General features: G+C 42.8%; 16 protein-coding genes. 11 read left to right on the top strand and 5 right to left on the bottom strand.

The window, feature by feature from the left end; translation table 11 throughout:
• Positions 1–14 precede the first annotated feature (14 nt).
• Positions 15–1,169: a MalY/PatB family protein gene (locus ACH6CZ_RS10745; protein ID WP_374097420.1), complete on the top strand. Its 1,155-nt coding sequence runs from the start codon at positions 15–17 to the stop codon at positions 1,167–1,169.
• Between the two features lie 359 nt (positions 1,170–1,528).
• On the opposite strand, the gene ACH6CZ_RS10740 is transcribed toward ACH6CZ_RS10745, so the two are convergent.
• Both ACH6CZ_RS10740 and ACH6CZ_RS10735 read right to left on the bottom strand, forming a co-directional pair.
• On the bottom strand, positions 1,529–1,735 hold the full coding sequence (locus ACH6CZ_RS10740) for a hypothetical protein (protein WP_374097419.1): 207 nt from the start codon (positions 1,733–1,735) through the stop codon (positions 1,529–1,531).
• An 80-nt stretch (positions 1,736–1,815) separates the two neighbouring features.
• A complete protein-coding gene (locus tag ACH6CZ_RS10735) occupies positions 1,816–2,520 on the bottom strand; it encodes a peptidylprolyl isomerase (RefSeq protein ID WP_374097418.1) in 705 nt (234 codons plus the stop codon).
• Between the two features lie 88 nt (positions 2,521–2,608).
• On the opposite strand from ACH6CZ_RS10735, the gene kapB reads away from it, so the two are divergent.
• Positions 2,609–2,989, top strand: coding sequence for a kinase-associated lipoprotein KapB (kapB, locus tag ACH6CZ_RS10730; protein ID WP_374097417.1), 381 nt, complete (start codon positions 2,609–2,611; stop codon positions 2,987–2,989).
• A 41-nt stretch (positions 2,990–3,030) separates the two neighbouring features.
• Here the strand turns inward: kapB and kapD are convergent, their stop codons facing one another.
• Positions 3,031–3,642 (bottom strand): 3'-5' exonuclease KapD, encoded by a 612-nt coding sequence (kapD, locus tag ACH6CZ_RS10725; protein ID WP_374097416.1) that lies wholly within the window; start codon positions 3,640–3,642, stop codon positions 3,031–3,033.
• Positions 3,643–3,872: 230 nt separating this feature from the next.
• Between kapD and ACH6CZ_RS10720 the strand changes: the two genes are divergently transcribed.
• Together ACH6CZ_RS10720 and ACH6CZ_RS10715 are read left to right on the top strand one after the other, a co-directional pair.
• Positions 3,873–5,039, top strand: coding sequence for an MFS transporter (locus ACH6CZ_RS10720; protein ID WP_374097464.1), 1,167 nt, complete (start codon positions 3,873–3,875; stop codon positions 5,037–5,039).
• Positions 5,040–5,066: 27 nt separating this feature from the next.
• Positions 5,067–6,917, top strand: a complete 1,851-nt coding sequence (locus ACH6CZ_RS10715) for a transglycosylase domain-containing protein (RefSeq protein WP_374097415.1) — start codon at positions 5,067–5,069, stop codon at positions 6,915–6,917.
• Positions 6,918–7,083: 166 nt separating this feature from the next.
• On the opposite strand, the gene ACH6CZ_RS10710 is transcribed toward ACH6CZ_RS10715, so the two are convergent.
• Complete coding sequence (locus ACH6CZ_RS10710; protein WP_374097414.1) at positions 7,084–7,659, bottom strand: DUF5366 family protein; 576 nt, start codon at positions 7,657–7,659, stop codon at positions 7,084–7,086.
• Between the two features lie 321 nt (positions 7,660–7,980).
• Between ACH6CZ_RS10710 and ACH6CZ_RS10705 the strand changes: the two genes are divergently transcribed.
• Genes ACH6CZ_RS10705 through mnhG form a run of 7 tightly spaced genes read left to right on the top strand, consistent with a single transcriptional unit; the run spans position 7,981 to position 13,751 of the window.
• Complete coding sequence (locus tag ACH6CZ_RS10705; protein ID WP_374097413.1) at positions 7,981–10,389, top strand: Na+/H+ antiporter subunit A; 2,409 nt, start codon at positions 7,981–7,983, stop codon at positions 10,387–10,389.
• Positions 10,386–10,814, top strand: coding sequence for a Na(+)/H(+) antiporter subunit B (locus ACH6CZ_RS10700; RefSeq protein ID WP_374097412.1), 429 nt, complete (start codon positions 10,386–10,388; stop codon positions 10,812–10,814). The genes ACH6CZ_RS10705 and ACH6CZ_RS10700 overlap by 4 nt, the downstream gene beginning before the upstream one ends.
• On the top strand, positions 10,814–11,155 hold the full coding sequence (locus ACH6CZ_RS10695; protein ID WP_374097411.1) for a Na(+)/H(+) antiporter subunit C: 342 nt from the start codon (positions 10,814–10,816) through the stop codon (positions 11,153–11,155). The genes ACH6CZ_RS10700 and ACH6CZ_RS10695 overlap by 1 nt, the downstream gene beginning before the upstream one ends.
• The gene (locus tag ACH6CZ_RS10690) at positions 11,148–12,629 is read left to right on the top strand and encodes a Na+/H+ antiporter subunit D (RefSeq protein WP_374097410.1); all 1,482 of its coding nucleotides are present in this window, start codon (positions 11,148–11,150) and stop codon (positions 12,627–12,629) included. The genes ACH6CZ_RS10695 and ACH6CZ_RS10690 overlap by 8 nt, the downstream gene beginning before the upstream one ends.
• A gap of 6 nt (positions 12,630–12,635) precedes the next feature.
• A complete protein-coding gene (locus ACH6CZ_RS10685) occupies positions 12,636–13,112 on the top strand; it encodes a Na+/H+ antiporter subunit E (RefSeq protein ID WP_374097409.1) in 477 nt (158 codons plus the stop codon).
• Entirely contained in the window at positions 13,112–13,396 is a 285-nt protein-coding gene (locus ACH6CZ_RS10680) for a Na(+)/H(+) antiporter subunit F1 (protein WP_374097408.1), read from the top strand. Before ACH6CZ_RS10685 ends, ACH6CZ_RS10680 begins: the two co-directional genes overlap by 1 nt.
• Positions 13,380–13,751, top strand: coding sequence for a monovalent cation/H(+) antiporter subunit G (gene mnhG / locus ACH6CZ_RS10675; protein ID WP_374097407.1), 372 nt, complete (start codon positions 13,380–13,382; stop codon positions 13,749–13,751). Before ACH6CZ_RS10680 ends, mnhG begins: the two co-directional genes overlap by 17 nt.
• Here mnhG and ACH6CZ_RS10670 read toward each other — a convergent pair.
• On the bottom strand, positions 13,748–14,131 hold the full coding sequence (locus tag ACH6CZ_RS10670) for a DUF2188 domain-containing protein (protein ID WP_374097406.1): 384 nt from the start codon (positions 14,129–14,131) through the stop codon (positions 13,748–13,750). The two genes, mnhG and ACH6CZ_RS10670, sit on opposite strands and share 4 nt — an antisense overlap.
• Positions 14,132–14,156 lie beyond the last annotated feature (25 nt).

Below are 14,156 nucleotides of genomic sequence, written 5' to 3'. Positions count from 1 at the left end.
AGGATGTGTTTCTGATGAGTAGTTTTGATACAGAATTAAAGCGTAAGGGAACGTATTCTGTAAAGTGGGATATGATGAAGGACGTATTCGGTACAGATGATCTGCTGCCAATGTGGGTAGCGGACATGGACTTTCTGCCGCCGGATGCAGTCGTGAATGCAATGAAAAAAAGGATGGAAGAACCGCCATTCGGCTATACATTTGTACCGCCTGAAACAGCAAAAATCATTTCACGATGGCTTGAAAAACGGCACGGATGGAAAACAAGCCCTGCCTGGTATCTATATTCACCAGGCGTTGTGCCTTCAATCGCAACAGCCGTCAGAGCGCTGACTGAAAAAGGAGACAGCGTCCTGACAATGACGCCTGCCTATCCGCCATTTTTCAGCATGGTTGAACAAAATGAACGGAAGCTCGTGCTAACGCAGCTGATTGAACAGAATAATCGTTATGAAATTGACTGGGATGACTTTGCGGAGAAACTGAAAGATGTAAAAATGTTTTTACTCTGCAGCCCTCACAATCCATCAGGAAGAATATGGACTCATGATGAATTAAAGAAAATTTCTGAGATGTGTAAACAGGAGAATGTATATCTTGTATCAGACGAAATTCACTCTGATCTTGTCTACCGTCATTCAAAACATGTTCCAGCTGCACTTGCCACTGAGGATGACGCGCATATCATTACATTCGTTGCACCCTCTAAAACATTTAACCTTGCTGGTATGCAGGCTTCTGCAGTCATTGCATCAGATGAAGAAGTACGCAAAAAGATGCAGGAAGACCAGGGTAAACAGGGCTTCTTCACGCTGTCCACATTTGGGATTACTGCAATGGAATCTGCTTATTCAGAAGGTGAAGAATGGCTCGAGCAGCTAATCGACTACCTAGAAGGTAATCTTGAAATTGTCAGAAAAGGGCTTCAGGAAATCGAAGGCCTGCATCTGATGGAGCCGGACAGCACTTACCTTTTATGGATTGATGCACGGGAAAAAGGGTTGAGTGAAGATGAAATGAAAGAAGCGCTTTACCAGAAAGCGAAGCTCGGTGTCGATACGGGTGAAAAATACGGTAAAGGCGGAGAAGGCTTTATCCGCATGAACATTGCCTCGCCGCGCGCGATGGTTGAAGAAGGGTTGGAGCGGTTGAAGAAGGCTTTTAAGTAGGATTTCAATTGTAGCGGGGGGATGCTTCTGTTGCGGCGAGTGCTGTGAGTTTTCTGCTGAGTGCTGTATTCCGACTGCCGAAGTAGGTATCGGACCGAATGGCTACTATAACTACCTGGCTGAATGACGTATGACTCAATTTCACAGGCTCATAAAAGCAGAGATTAAACAATATAGAGATTAGAATCAAAGTGTAGCGGAGAGTAAGGCGGCGACTCCAGCAGGAGAAATCGGACAGGTGAGACCCCGCAGTGCGAAGCGCGAGGAGGCTCACCGCCGATCCTGCGGAAAGCGTCCGCCTGAAGCGCAGCGAAACGGTTAAAGGCTGAGATCACAATGTCTCAGCCTTTAATGTTATGTTATGAATGTGTATCTTTCCGATTCACAATTTTCTCTTCAAGCTTCTTCGCTTCATCTGCCTGACGCTTTGATACGCGCACAATCCATTTATACGTCACATATGTCATGATGACAAATAACAGCAGCCATAATCCCGCCGGTAAGTATTCGGACTTGTCCTCGGGGAAATAAAGGAAAAGCTGTAAGATCAACCATTCAGCAACCATTGGCCGCCCTCCTCACATCTGTCTGATACCCTTATTATAACAGCGGTCAAATCAGACTTCACGTGAACAATTCGTGTACGCTAATCTTCGATTGTAATCGATTCAATCACAATATCTTCTACAGGTGAGTCGTTTTCCGCCTCAGTTCCTGCAATTTGATCAACAACATCCATTCCTTCAATCACTTGTCCAAATACGGTATGACCGTTGTCGAGCCACGGTGCTCCACCACGTTCTTCATAAATGTCAATGGTCTGTTCAGGAAAACCGGCTGCTTCCATATCACTGACCATGCCTTCACCGAGTGAGTCAGCCTGTACGATAAAGAACTGACTGCCATTTGTATTCGGACCTGCGTTAGCCATTGAAAGTGCACCTCTCATATTAATGAGTGACGGGTCAAATTCATCTTCAAATGGTTCTCCATATATACTTTCACCACCGGCGCCAGTCCCTTCAGGATCGCCACCCTGAATCATGAAATCCTGTATGACACGGTGGAACGTCACGCCATCATAGTAGCCATTTTCTGAATGGGTGATAAAGTTTTCAACTGCTTTAGGTGCCTGATCCGGGAACAACTTAATCGAAATGGTCCCTTCAGACGTCTCCATTGTTGCAACCGGCTCGTTTTCTGCAGCTTCAGGATTTGTCTGCGGATAGCCTTCCACTACTGTATATTCCGGTGTGGTGCTTTCAGCCTCAGGTGTACTTTCCTCCTCAGCTCCCCCGCATGCTGTCAATATAAATAGTAAAGATAATGGTATTAGTGCTTTTATTTTCATTAAAATCGCCTCCATGTAATACTTTAGACGAACGAAAAGAAAAAATCATCATTTTAGGTTAAACTTGTGTAAAAGGAGTTGAAATAAAATGAATCTGGTAAAAGCATTCTATAAAACCGGGGCTTATATCGGTGAAGTGGATCAGGTACATACAGAGCATCAGGTCATACGGATTAAAAGCGTGATTAAACATCCTGAACAAGGAGATCTTCATAATCCTAAGCAGGTGGATGTACCGTATTTCCATGAAAGAAAAGCACTTGCTTTTAACGAACGCGCAAACATCCCTTCTTCAATGGTCAAACCGTTTGACGGGGAATTGGTTGATTACAATGAAAGTCTTATAATATCTGTCCGGAAGCTTGAAGAAAAACTGAAAGAGGAAGATTCTCCTTATAACCAAAAATGCCTTGAAGCACTGCAGAGTGTAAAACGCGAATATAAATTAATGTATAACTTGACGTTTTGACAAAAATCCGTAAAAAAAGAACCCATACACGGGTTCTTTTTTTACTGGGCGAGAAATGACCTGAGCGCTGAAAAATCCACGCGATCGCCGATAGTTGTAGATTCAGATTGATTCAAATACTCTTTATCTTTTTCAACGAGCTGATAAATATGATAGGTCGTCATCGCATCATCGAGTGCTTTATGGTGCTTGCCGGTGCCATCTTTACCATACTCCTGGACGGCTTTCCAAAGACCGGTCTGATTGCGATCTCCAAAAAAGCGTTTGTATTCCATTGACAGGTCGACAAACTCTCCTGAAAAAGGAAACGGCAGCTTGGCAATCTGACAGTTCTGTTTCAGTACTTTCATGTCCATATTGCCCCACGTCACTACTTTACACGTTCCCGCTTCATTGTATTCTGAAAGTTTTTCCACTAGTGAATGAAGAGAAATTCCACGATCAACCTGATGCTGGCTGATATTTAAAAAGTTCTTACATCTTCGAGAAAGTCTTTTAAACACTCGCGGCTTTACATAACTTGAAAACTGTTCCTGTCTCCCTCCCTGCACAGCAAGGAGGCCGACTTCAATGATTTCAGGAAAGAAACCTTTATGTCCTCTCCCTTCAGGCATTGAAAATTCAAAATCAATAAAAATTGTGGTCTTACTCATACGCTCCCTCCTCTATGCTGCAGCTCATCCGCAGAAAATGTTGGGTTTATTATACCATGGGATGGAGTAATGTTTATGAAAAAGACTGAATTTTCATACGACAATTTCCGTGTGGCTTTGTTGCAGGATGATTTATAAGGTGTATAATTACTACGTCACACGAAATAATGAAGCATATGAAGAACAAGAAGGTGTTTACAATTACTGTTGAAAAGAAGAATCTGATCATTATGTGGGTAGCAAACTTTTTAGTTGCTGCGAGTGCCACAATGGTTTTACCGTTTTTATCTCTATATATAGAAACAATGGGGAATTTCTCTCCTGAATATGTTCAAAAGTGGTCAGGACTCGTATTCGGGGTCACATTTCTGACTGCATTTTTTGTCTCACCGATCTGGGGCAGGTTTGGTGACCGCTTCGGCTATAAGCCGATTTTAATGATCACCGGATACGGAATCGCGTTCAGTATTTTTATGATGGGCTTTATTGATTCAGTATTTGGGCTGTTTATTTTAAGAATGTTTATGGGTGTTGTAACAGGGTTTATTCCGACTTCTCTTGCCTTAATTTCCTCTCAGACACCAAAGCATATCGCAGGAAGAACGCTCGGTACTTTACAGATGGGTACAGTGACAGGCGGATTATTCGGTCCGATTCTCGGCGGGTTGATGGCGGATGCTTTTGGATTCAGTTATACATTTATTATTACAGCCATTGTGATTTCAACTGCTGCGACCGTTGTCATGTTCGGGATTTCAGAAAAGAAAAAATCTGCCGATAAAAAGAATGAAAAGTCATATACAAGACAAGAAGTCTTTAAACATATCACGAGCCAGCGAATGCTTTTAACGGTCATGGTGCTGTCGTTTCTGGTACAGATGGCCAACTTCAGTATTCAGCCTCTCCTCGCGCTGTATGTCGATGGACTGACGAGCGCTGCGAATATTGCGTTTTTATCTGGACTTGCCTTTTCGGCAACCGGTTTTGGGAACCTGATTGCCACAAGAGGCTGGGGCAGACTTGGTGATGCGATTGGTTACACTAAGGTTCTCACGATTCTGCTTGTGCTCTCAGCAGCTTTTATTGTTCCGCAGGCGCTGGTAACAGAGCTTTGGCAGTTAGTAATATTGAGATTTTTATTCGGTATGGCAATTGGCGGTATTATTCCAAGTGTTACCGCCTTTATCAGACATGCTGCACCCGTCTCGATGCAGGGTGAGGTATTAGGTTATAACCAGAGCTTCAGATTTCTTGGAAACGTCGCAGGACCAGCGTTCGGCGGCTTATTATCCGGGTACATTGGAATCTCATCCGTATTTTACGTAACAGGATTTTTATTTCTGAGCGCATTTGGATTGCTATGGTGGAGCAGACGTCAGGTGATGCTCGAAGAATAGAGATTAATAGAAATGGAGAATGACTGTATGCGAATGACACTGGGTTTTACAGGTGTACTGCTGCTGATCCCGCTGTGTATTTTTCTCTGGGTGGAAATGGACAAAGAAATGAAAACACAGGCTGCTTTTCAGAAAGCAGTGACAGAAAAAGTGGATGTTGATCATATTCATACTGATGAGACAAGCTTTTTACTTGATAAAGACGGAAACCGCTTTGCACAGGGGAGCTCAGGTGTGAGGCTGTATGCAACAGATGAAGAAATTCCGCAATTTTTAAAAGATGTCACAGTATATTCTGAAGATCAGAATTTTTATGATCATATCGGTTTTGATGCCGGTGCGATTATACGTGCTGTTGTCAAAAACCTGGTCTTTACTCATATCCAGCAGGGTGGCAGTACGATTACACAGCAGCTTGCCAGAAATCTGTATTTAACACAGGATAAAACTTACAACCGTAAAATGACTGAACTCTTTTATGCAAGTGAGCTTGAGAAGAAGCTGTCAAAGGATGAAATTCTATCAGCTTATCTGAATATTATTTATTACAGTAACGGTGTTTACGGGATTAAAGGCGCTTCGATGTATTATTTCGATAAGGATCTGAATGAACTGTCCAAAGCTGAAATGGCTTTTCTTGCAGCAATTCCTAACAACCCTTCCAAGTATGATCCGATTAACAATTTCGATCAGGCGAAGGAACGTCAGGAAAGACTGCTCGATATTCTGGTACTTGAAGAAATGCTCGACAGTGCTGAAGCAGATCAATTGAAAGCAGAAACGATCAACATACGCCAATATAAAAATACAGACCTTTATCCTGACTATGCTGTTTATGCGGAGTATGAACTGAAGCAATTAATTGCTGCAGAAGAAGGTTACAAAGACAGACTGAACAGAGCTGAGAAACCTTCTGTTAAGGAACAGATTTTCCAGGAACTTGATCAGCGGACGAATGAAGTACTTGGTTCAGGTATCATCATACACACTGCACTCGATCCGTCATTGCAGCAGAAAACGGTAACTGCAGTGAAGCAAAACCTGCCATATGAAGGTGTGGAAGGTGCTGCTGTACTGATAGATAATCGTTCACGGGAAATTGTAAGCATTGCAGGCGGGAAAAATTATCAGAAATATAATTTCAATCGTGCGTATCAGGCAGTTCGTCAGCCGGGATCTGCGATTAAACCTTTGCTTGTATATGCACCTTATATTGAAACCTTCCAGCCATTTTTAAGCCAAACAGTCAATGGTGACAGCCTTTGTATTCAGGATTACTGCCCGGAAAATTATGGCGGTCTTGAATACGGTGATGTTTCGATATCGAGGGCATTCTTACTTTCCCTTAATACACCGGCAGCAAGACTGATGAATGAAACAGGAATCGCACTGTCATTTGACTATTTACATGCATTTGATTTTGCCTATGTCCAGCCGGGCGACGAGACGCTTGCAGCTGCTTCAGGCGGTTTCACTTACGGGATGTCCCCTATCGAGCTGACTGATGCATATACGAGTTTTATAGATGGCAGCTACAAACCTGCCCACGCAATCCGGAAGGTCACTGACAAGCAGGGCAATGTTTTGTATGAATGGGAGGATACACAAATTCCTGTCTGGTCCGCACAGACCACGTCAAAAATGCGTGAACTGCTTAACACTGCAGCCGTCTCAGGTACGGGCAATCCGGCGTACCTGAACAAACCTTATATCGGGATCAAAACAGGTACAACAAATGAATGGGCTGATTACTGGACAGTCGGCTTAACCGACCAGTACACAGGCGGCGTTTGGGTCGGCCATGATCTGCCGGAAAATATGAGAAGCATCGAAACAGACCGTCCTGCGCATATGATCTGGAAGGACATGATGAGGTAACGGTTTAATGACATCAAAAAGGACAATGGTGCATGAAAAAACACCATTGTCCTTTTTATGTTTAGCTTTGTTAAGGTCAGATGGGACCACAAAACGGTCCGTTCGTGCGGAAAGCGTCCCCCCTCTGGAGTTACAATCAACAGCCCACTTTAAAATAATCTTATAATTAAGAAGGCAGCTGTTCCAAAATTGGCAGACTTGCTAGCAGGCCGTTATATAACCTGATTACGACATACAACACAGCAGATATCAGCGCGGACCATACCGTCAGCTCAAACAAAATCACCCCAACCGTTCCTCCGGCTGAAAGTGTTGTGCTCACCTTCATCACAAAATAAACGAAATAAATAAACGATGTCAGCACAAAAATAATTAACAGCCCCCGCACTGAAGACAGGCTGACGATCGTGACAAGCGAACCGAAAAAATAAATCAGTGACCCGGATCTCACACGGGTTAATGCTTCTCCCTCTTTATCTCTTGAAAAGAAAAGCAACGAAACTTCATTAATCGTCTCAGCAATCAGCTTCAATGCAGCAAATATCATAAAGAAAATAATCATCAGTACAATTAAAATAAAGATCTTTAATTCAATGTCTGATAAAAACTCTCTCATTCCCGCATAGATGCCGATCCCTTTGAATAATTCAGTCAGCACTCCAACGCCGTATACTGAAAATGATAAGCTGAACATTAATATTGAAAATAAAGGAAGGTATCCTGTTAAATAAGTATTTTTCATCTATGACTCTCCTGGCAATTCATCTATTCACATGATAATCTTTTCTGACTATTTTTAAAAGGAAATTCCAAAAGATTCTAGCATTTGACGTCATTTTTCGACACGAAGATGTAAAAATTTTATGTCAGAAAATCGTTTTCTTCCTATATATAAGCACAGGACAAAGCCTATTGTACAAGTGATTCCATTATGCATAGGCACCTCTTTTACGTTATACTTACTCTTATACGAAATAAAAAGATCACATCTCTAAGGACTTCCGTGTAAGGCGAGAGTCCTTATTTAAATGTGTGACAGAGAATTTTTAAGGAGGGATCTTCATTGTCGCTGCTTCACTTAGCCATCTTACTGCCATTTATTGCGGCGGTATTTGTCCCTTTTTTGTTTAAGGGATTCCGTTCAATTCATACGGGATGGTTCGTCTTGCTCGTTCCGCTGGCACTGTTTATTTACTTTATCCAGTACATGCCGGTAACAAGCAGCGGACAAACAGTTTCACAAACATTCGAATGGATTCCGTCACTGGGCATTAACTTTACTGCCTACGTCGATGGACTCGGGCTGTTATTTGCCCTTCTGATCACTGGTATCGGATCACTTGTTGTACTTTATTCGATCTATTACCTGGCAAAAGAGAAAGAAGCACTTCACAACTTTTATGTATACTTATTAATGTTTATGGGTGCCATGCTTGGGGTCGTACTTTCAGACAATATGATCGTTTTGTATATGTTCTGGGAGTTTACTTCGATTTCATCATTTCTTCTAATCGGGTATTGGTATGACAAAGAGCGTTCACGATATGGCGCTCAAAAATCAATGCTGATTACCGTATTTGGCGGTTTATCCATGCTTGGGGGTATTGTACTTCTCTACATGATGGGTAGTACTTTCAGCATTCGCGAACTGATTGGAATGTCAGGAGATCTGATGGCAGAGCCATTATTCCTGTTTGCCATGATTCTGATCTTACTTGGTGCATTTACGAAATCTGCACAATTTCCTTTCCACGTCTGGCTACCGGATGCAATGGAAGCTCCGACACCTGTATCTGCTTACCTTCACTCAGCAACAATGGTAAAAGCGGGGATCTATCTGGTTGCCCGCATGAGTCCTGTTTTTGCTGAATCAGGTGTCTGGTTATGGCTGGTTGCAGGCTTTGGTATCTTCACGCTATTCTGGGGATCCTTTAATGCAGTAAAACAGACTGACCTGAAGGGAATACTCGCCTTTTCAACAATCAGTCAGCTCGGTCTGATCATGTCATTACTCGGACTTGGTGCAGCTGCACTACATTTCGATACACTGGATGAAAATATGTATATGACAGCAACGATTGCCGCCGTCTTTCATCTGATTAATCATGCAACCTTTAAAGGCGCGCTGTTCATGATGGCTGGGATCGTGGACCATGAAACCGGGACACGTGATATCAGAAAACTTGGCGGTCTTGTGAACCTGATGCCGATTACATTTACAATTGCCATTATCGGTTCATTCTCAATGGCAGGTCTGCCGCCGTTTAACGGTTTCCTGAGTAAAGAAATGTTCCTGACGGGTATGATTTCTGTCTTTGAACTCGATCTGTTTAACCTGAATACATGGGGCATTTTATTCCCTGTTCTTGCATGGATTGCAAGTGTATTCACATTCATTTACAGTATTATGCTTGTATTTAAAACATTCCTTGGGAAGCCTCAGTTTGATAAGCTTCCGAAAAAACCGCATGAAGCACCAATCGGGATGTTAATCTCTCCTCTTGTACTTGTGACGCTGGTAATTATTTTCGGATTCTTCCCGAACCTGCTGTCTAAAAGTATGATCAAGCCGGCAGTTGAATCGATCCTGCCGAGCCTGACAGATGCAGGTCAGGAAGTATATGTAAACATTTATTTCTGGCATGGGTTTACACCTGAGCTGTTTATGACACTTGGTATTATTCTGACGGGTACGCTGATGTATGCCACGCTTGCTAAATGGCAGGGTATTTACAACCGTATTCCTGAAAGATTTACGATTAACGGTGTCTATGATCGCAGTCTCGACAGAAGTGAATCAGGAAGCTTTAAGCTGAATGAGTTTGTTATTACGGGTTATATGAGATCGTATCTGATCTACATTTTTGCATTCTTTGTAGCAATTCTGCTTTCTACGCTTGGTATCCGCGATGCATTCGCAGTTGATACCTCAAATCTTGCGGAAATCAGAATCTATGAAGTTGCGCTTGCGCTTGTACTTGTTGCGGGTGCAATCACGATTCTTTTTGCAAAATCAAGGCTGACATCGATTGTGTTGCTTGGTGTAGTCGGCTATTCAGTAGCCCTGTTTTTTGTATTCTTCAGAGCGCCGGACCTGGCACTGACACAGTTGGTAATTGAGACAGTATCTGTTGCATTATTCCTGCTGTGCTTCTATCACCTGCCTGAGATCAGCAGAAAAGAAGAACGGATGAAATTCAAGCTTGGCAATGCTGTTATTTCAATTCTGGTTGGTGTAACAGTAACATTGATTGGGATTGCTTCATTCAGTAAGAATCAGGCATTTGAATCGATTTCACAGTATCACATAGATAATGTATATGAACTTGCAGCAGGCGGTAACATGGTAAACGTTATTCTTGTTGACTTCCGTGGCTTTGATACATTATTTGAGATTTGTGTACTGGGCATTGCTGCACTTGGTATTTATGCAATGGTGAACTTCCGTGGAGTTAGGAGGCAAAAAAGATGAAGAAACAACCAAATGATTTGATTCTCCAGACGGTTACGACGGTCATTTCATTTATTATCATTTTATTCTCCATCGACTTATTCTTTGCAGGCCACTATACTCCCGGCGGAGGATTTATTGGCGGATTAATGACCGCTGCAGCTTTAGTGCTGCTGTTACTTGCCTATGATATCAAAACCCTGAATACGATCCTGCCTTTTGACTATCGTCTCATGACAGCCGCGGGACTTTTAATCGCCGTATTAACAGGGGCTGGTGCATTGTTATTTAATGAGCCGTTTCTCACACATGCTTACGACTACTTTGATCTACCTTTATTAGGTAAAACATCACTACACACTGCTGTACTGTTTGATATTGGTGTGTATCTGGTTGTAATCGGTATAACAATGACCATTATTCAAACGATTGGGGAGAGTGAATAATGGAGATTCTAATGTCGATTGTTGTTGGTATATTATTTATGTCAGCCGTGTATCTGATTCTGTCGAAAAGTTTATTACGCGTGATTATTGGCACTGCGTTACTCAGTCACGGAGCACATCTGCTGCTTCTGACGATGAGCGGACTGAAAACCGGTGATGCACCTGTGCTGATGGATGGTGTCACATCATATACTGACCCCCTTCCACAGGCACTTGTTTTAACTGCGATCGTAATCAGCTTCGGGGTTACGGCATTTTTCCTGGTACTCGCTTACCGTGCTTACCAGGAGCTTGGGACAGATAATATGGAAGAAATGAAAGGGAATGACTCAAATGATTAATTTACCGTTATTACCAATTCTCATTCCGCTTTTATCTGCTGTACTATTAATGTTCTTCCCGAAGCGTATTAAAGCTCAGCGGGTGATTTCAATGATTGGAATCACCGGGACAATCATTGCAGCCATTGTGCTTGCAGCAGAAGTAAAAGCAAATGGGATTCAGACAGTTAATCTTGGAAGCTGGCCAGCTCCTTACGGAATTCCGCTGGTATCAGACATGCTTTCAGTCCTGCTCGTCCTGACATCAAGTATTCTGACATTCTTTGTTGTCTGGTACGCGATGATCTATATGGATGAATCTTATGAACGATTCTTTTTCTATATCGGCGTCATGTTCCTTTTAACAGGAATCAACGGCGCTTTCACAACAGGCGATATCTTTAACCTGTTTGTATTCTTTGAAGTATTCCTGATTGCTTCATACCTGCTCATTGTATTAGGCGGTAAAAGCGGCCAGCTCCGTGAATCCATTAAGTACCTGCTGATTAATGTGATTTCGTCAGCACTATTTGTTACAGCAGTTGCTTATCTGTATTCAGTTGTTGGTACACTGAATATGGCGGATGTATCCCAGCGCATTGATGAGCTGGGCAGTCCCGGAATCATTACAGTCATTGCGATCTTTTTCCTGATTGTATTTGGATTAAAAGGTGCAATCTTTCCACTGTATTTCTGGTTACCGGGTTCTTACAGCGCACCGCCGATTCCGATCCTTGCACTGTTTGGTGCATTACTGACAAAGGTCGGGGTCTACTCGATCCTAAGAACATACACATTGTTCTTCTACCATGATCAGGGCTTTACACATCAGATCCTTGGCGTTCTTGCGCTGCTCAGTATCGTAGTTGGTGCAATTGGAGCGATTGCGTACAGAGATGTAAAAACAATCATTATTTATAATATCGTCATTGCAGTCGGCGTTATTCTATACGGCGTTTCAGCAATGACACCTGCAGCACTTGAAGGAGCTGTTTTCTATCTTCTTCATGACATGGTGATTAAAGCAGCGTTATTCCTGCTCGTTGGTGTCATGATGGCCATTGCAGGTGCAAGCCACCTGGATAAGATGGGCGGTATGATCAGGGATTACCCGCGTATTGGCTGGACGTATCTGATTGCGGCATTCGCGCTTGCCGGTATCCCGCCGCTCAGCGGGTTTGTCGGAAAGCTGCTGATTGTTCAAGGCGGATTTGAGACAGGTGATATGGTCGGCCCATTAATCATTCTGCTTTCAAGCTTACTCGTGCTGTATTCAGCAATGAAGATCTTTATGAATGGCTTCTGGGGAACGCCAAAAGAGTATCACGGAGCAAAAGCTCACCTTGCAAATCGCCTCTGGGTACCGGCTGCAGGATTAGTGCTGATTGCCATTGCTTATGGCGTTGGTTCTGAAGCAGTGTATCCATTTATTCAAATGGCGGTAGAACCACTCATCGATCCTGCAATCTATATTGAAGCAGTGTTAAAGGAGTAATGTGATATGCCATTTCAAATTTTATTAAATTTCTTTTTAGCGTTCCTGTGGATGTTTTTAACCGGGTCATTCAGTCTTTCAAGCTTTATCATCGGTTACCTGCTTGGTCTCCTGGTCATTTTTGCAATGAGACGCTTCTTTCAGACCAGACTCTATTTATTCAGAGTCTGGGCAATTATCCGGTTAACGCTTCTGTTTACCTATGAATTGATTAAAGCGAATATTGAAGTACTTGTGATTGTGTTAAGACCGAACATGGACCTTAAGCCGGGTATCTTTAAATACGATACAAAGCTTGAGCATGGCTGGGAAGTAACATTGCTGTCCCTGTTGATCACACTTACACCTGGGACACTTGTAGTAGATGTGAGTGATGATAACAGTATCCTCTATATTCACGCATTGAACGCTTCAGATGTTAAAGGAAACGTGTCATCCATACGTGAAGGCTTTGAAAAAGCAATTATGGAGGTGAGCCGATAATGCTGAATATCAGTGTATATGTTGCTCTCGTCGCATTTGCAATTGCCATGATCGGCATTGTATTCCGTGCAATTAAAGGCCCTTCAGTTGCAGACCGCGTAATTGCGCTTGATTCGCTAGGCATCAGTCTGATCGCAGTCACTGCACTGTTTTCAATTCTGCTGCGCACAAGCGTATTTCTCGAGGTTATCCTGCTGCTTGGAATTCTGGCCTTCATCGGTACAGTTGCCTTCTCAAAATATATCGAGAAAGGAGCGATTGTAGACCGTGATCGACATAAGTGAGTATTTCGTAGCCGCATTTATCTTAATCGGTGCGTTCTTTGGTGTCGTTACTGCGATCGGGCTGATCCGTTTACCCGACCTCTACACCAGAACGCACGCTGCTTCTAAAAGTGCAACACTCGGCGTAATGAGTGTCTTAATCGGTGCGCTCCTCTTCTTTTTAACAGAAGAAGGGATGTTCAATTCCCGGATTGTGCTCGGTATCTTTTTCGTACTGATCACCGCTCCGGTAGGTGGACACTTAATCGCTCGTGCTGCATATAATTCAGGCGTGAAGCTTGCTCCTGAAACTGTTCAGGACGACCTTTCTAAAAAAGAGCAGTTTGAGAAAAAGAAAAACTCATCCAGGGATTAATGCCCGGATGAGTTTTTTGATTCATATAAGGTCTGATCAAATGTTCCATCTTCCTGATAAACTTCAAGCTGACCACCGTGATCCGTTACATAGGATTTTGCTTTTTCCTCAAGTTCACCTTTTGTTTCTTCTACGTAAATTGCTTTGTCAGAGCCCTTTTTAACAAGCTGCCAGCCGTCATCATGTTTTTTCAGCTGGTATGTGTCCTGATCGTCTTTTTGAACCGACTGCTTTGCTTTATCAGTCGCAATCGCAATGACTCTGCTTTCATCATAATTCTGTTCTCTTAAAAGCGCATTACCAATTTCAATTGCTTTATTTCTGACATCCGGATCAAGGTTATTCCATGAATCAGGGTAATCGTTTTTACTCCAGGGCATTTACAATCTCCTCCTCATTGTTCAT

The organism is Jeotgalibacillus sp. JSM ZJ347 (genome assembly GCF_044383825.1).
Lineage (GTDB): Bacteria > Bacillota > Bacilli > Bacillales > Jeotgalibacillaceae > Jeotgalibacillus.
The sequence above is the reverse complement of the archived record's forward strand: the minus strand, read 5'-3'. Positions and strand labels throughout refer to the sequence as shown.

Coding starts and splice junctions, on each gene's coding strand:
- ACH6CZ_RS10720 (WP_374097464.1), top strand. CDS start 3,873: ATGTGGGTAGCAAACTTTTTAGTTGCTGCGAGTGCCACAATGGTTTTA.
- ACH6CZ_RS10735 (WP_374097418.1), bottom strand. CDS start 2,520: ATGAAAATAAAAGCACTAATACCATTATCTTTACTATTTATATTGACA.
- ACH6CZ_RS10700 (WP_374097412.1), top strand. CDS start 10,386: ATGAAGAAACAACCAAATGATTTGATTCTCCAGACGGTTACGACGGTC.
- ACH6CZ_RS10685 (WP_374097409.1), top strand. CDS start 12,636: ATGCCATTTCAAATTTTATTAAATTTCTTTTTAGCGTTCCTGTGGATG.
- ACH6CZ_RS10740 (WP_374097419.1), bottom strand. CDS start 1,735: ATGGTTGCTGAATGGTTGATCTTACAGCTTTTCCTTTATTTCCCCGAG.
- ACH6CZ_RS10670 (WP_374097406.1), bottom strand. CDS start 14,131: ATGCCCTGGAGTAAAAACGATTACCCTGATTCATGGAATAACCTTGAT.
- ACH6CZ_RS10680 (WP_374097408.1), top strand. CDS start 13,112: ATGCTGAATATCAGTGTATATGTTGCTCTCGTCGCATTTGCAATTGCC.
- ACH6CZ_RS10745 (WP_374097420.1), top strand. CDS start 15: ATGAGTAGTTTTGATACAGAATTAAAGCGTAAGGGAACGTATTCTGTA.
- ACH6CZ_RS10695 (WP_374097411.1), top strand. CDS start 10,814: ATGGAGATTCTAATGTCGATTGTTGTTGGTATATTATTTATGTCAGCC.
- kapB (WP_374097417.1), top strand. CDS start 2,609: ATGAATCTGGTAAAAGCATTCTATAAAACCGGGGCTTATATCGGTGAA.
- ACH6CZ_RS10710 (WP_374097414.1), bottom strand. CDS start 7,659: ATGAAAAATACTTATTTAACAGGATACCTTCCTTTATTTTCAATATTA.
- ACH6CZ_RS10690 (WP_374097410.1), top strand. CDS start 11,148: ATGATTAATTTACCGTTATTACCAATTCTCATTCCGCTTTTATCTGCT.
- ACH6CZ_RS10715 (WP_374097415.1), top strand. CDS start 5,067: ATGCGAATGACACTGGGTTTTACAGGTGTACTGCTGCTGATCCCGCTG.
- kapD (WP_374097416.1), bottom strand. CDS start 3,642: ATGAGTAAGACCACAATTTTTATTGATTTTGAATTTTCAATGCCTGAA.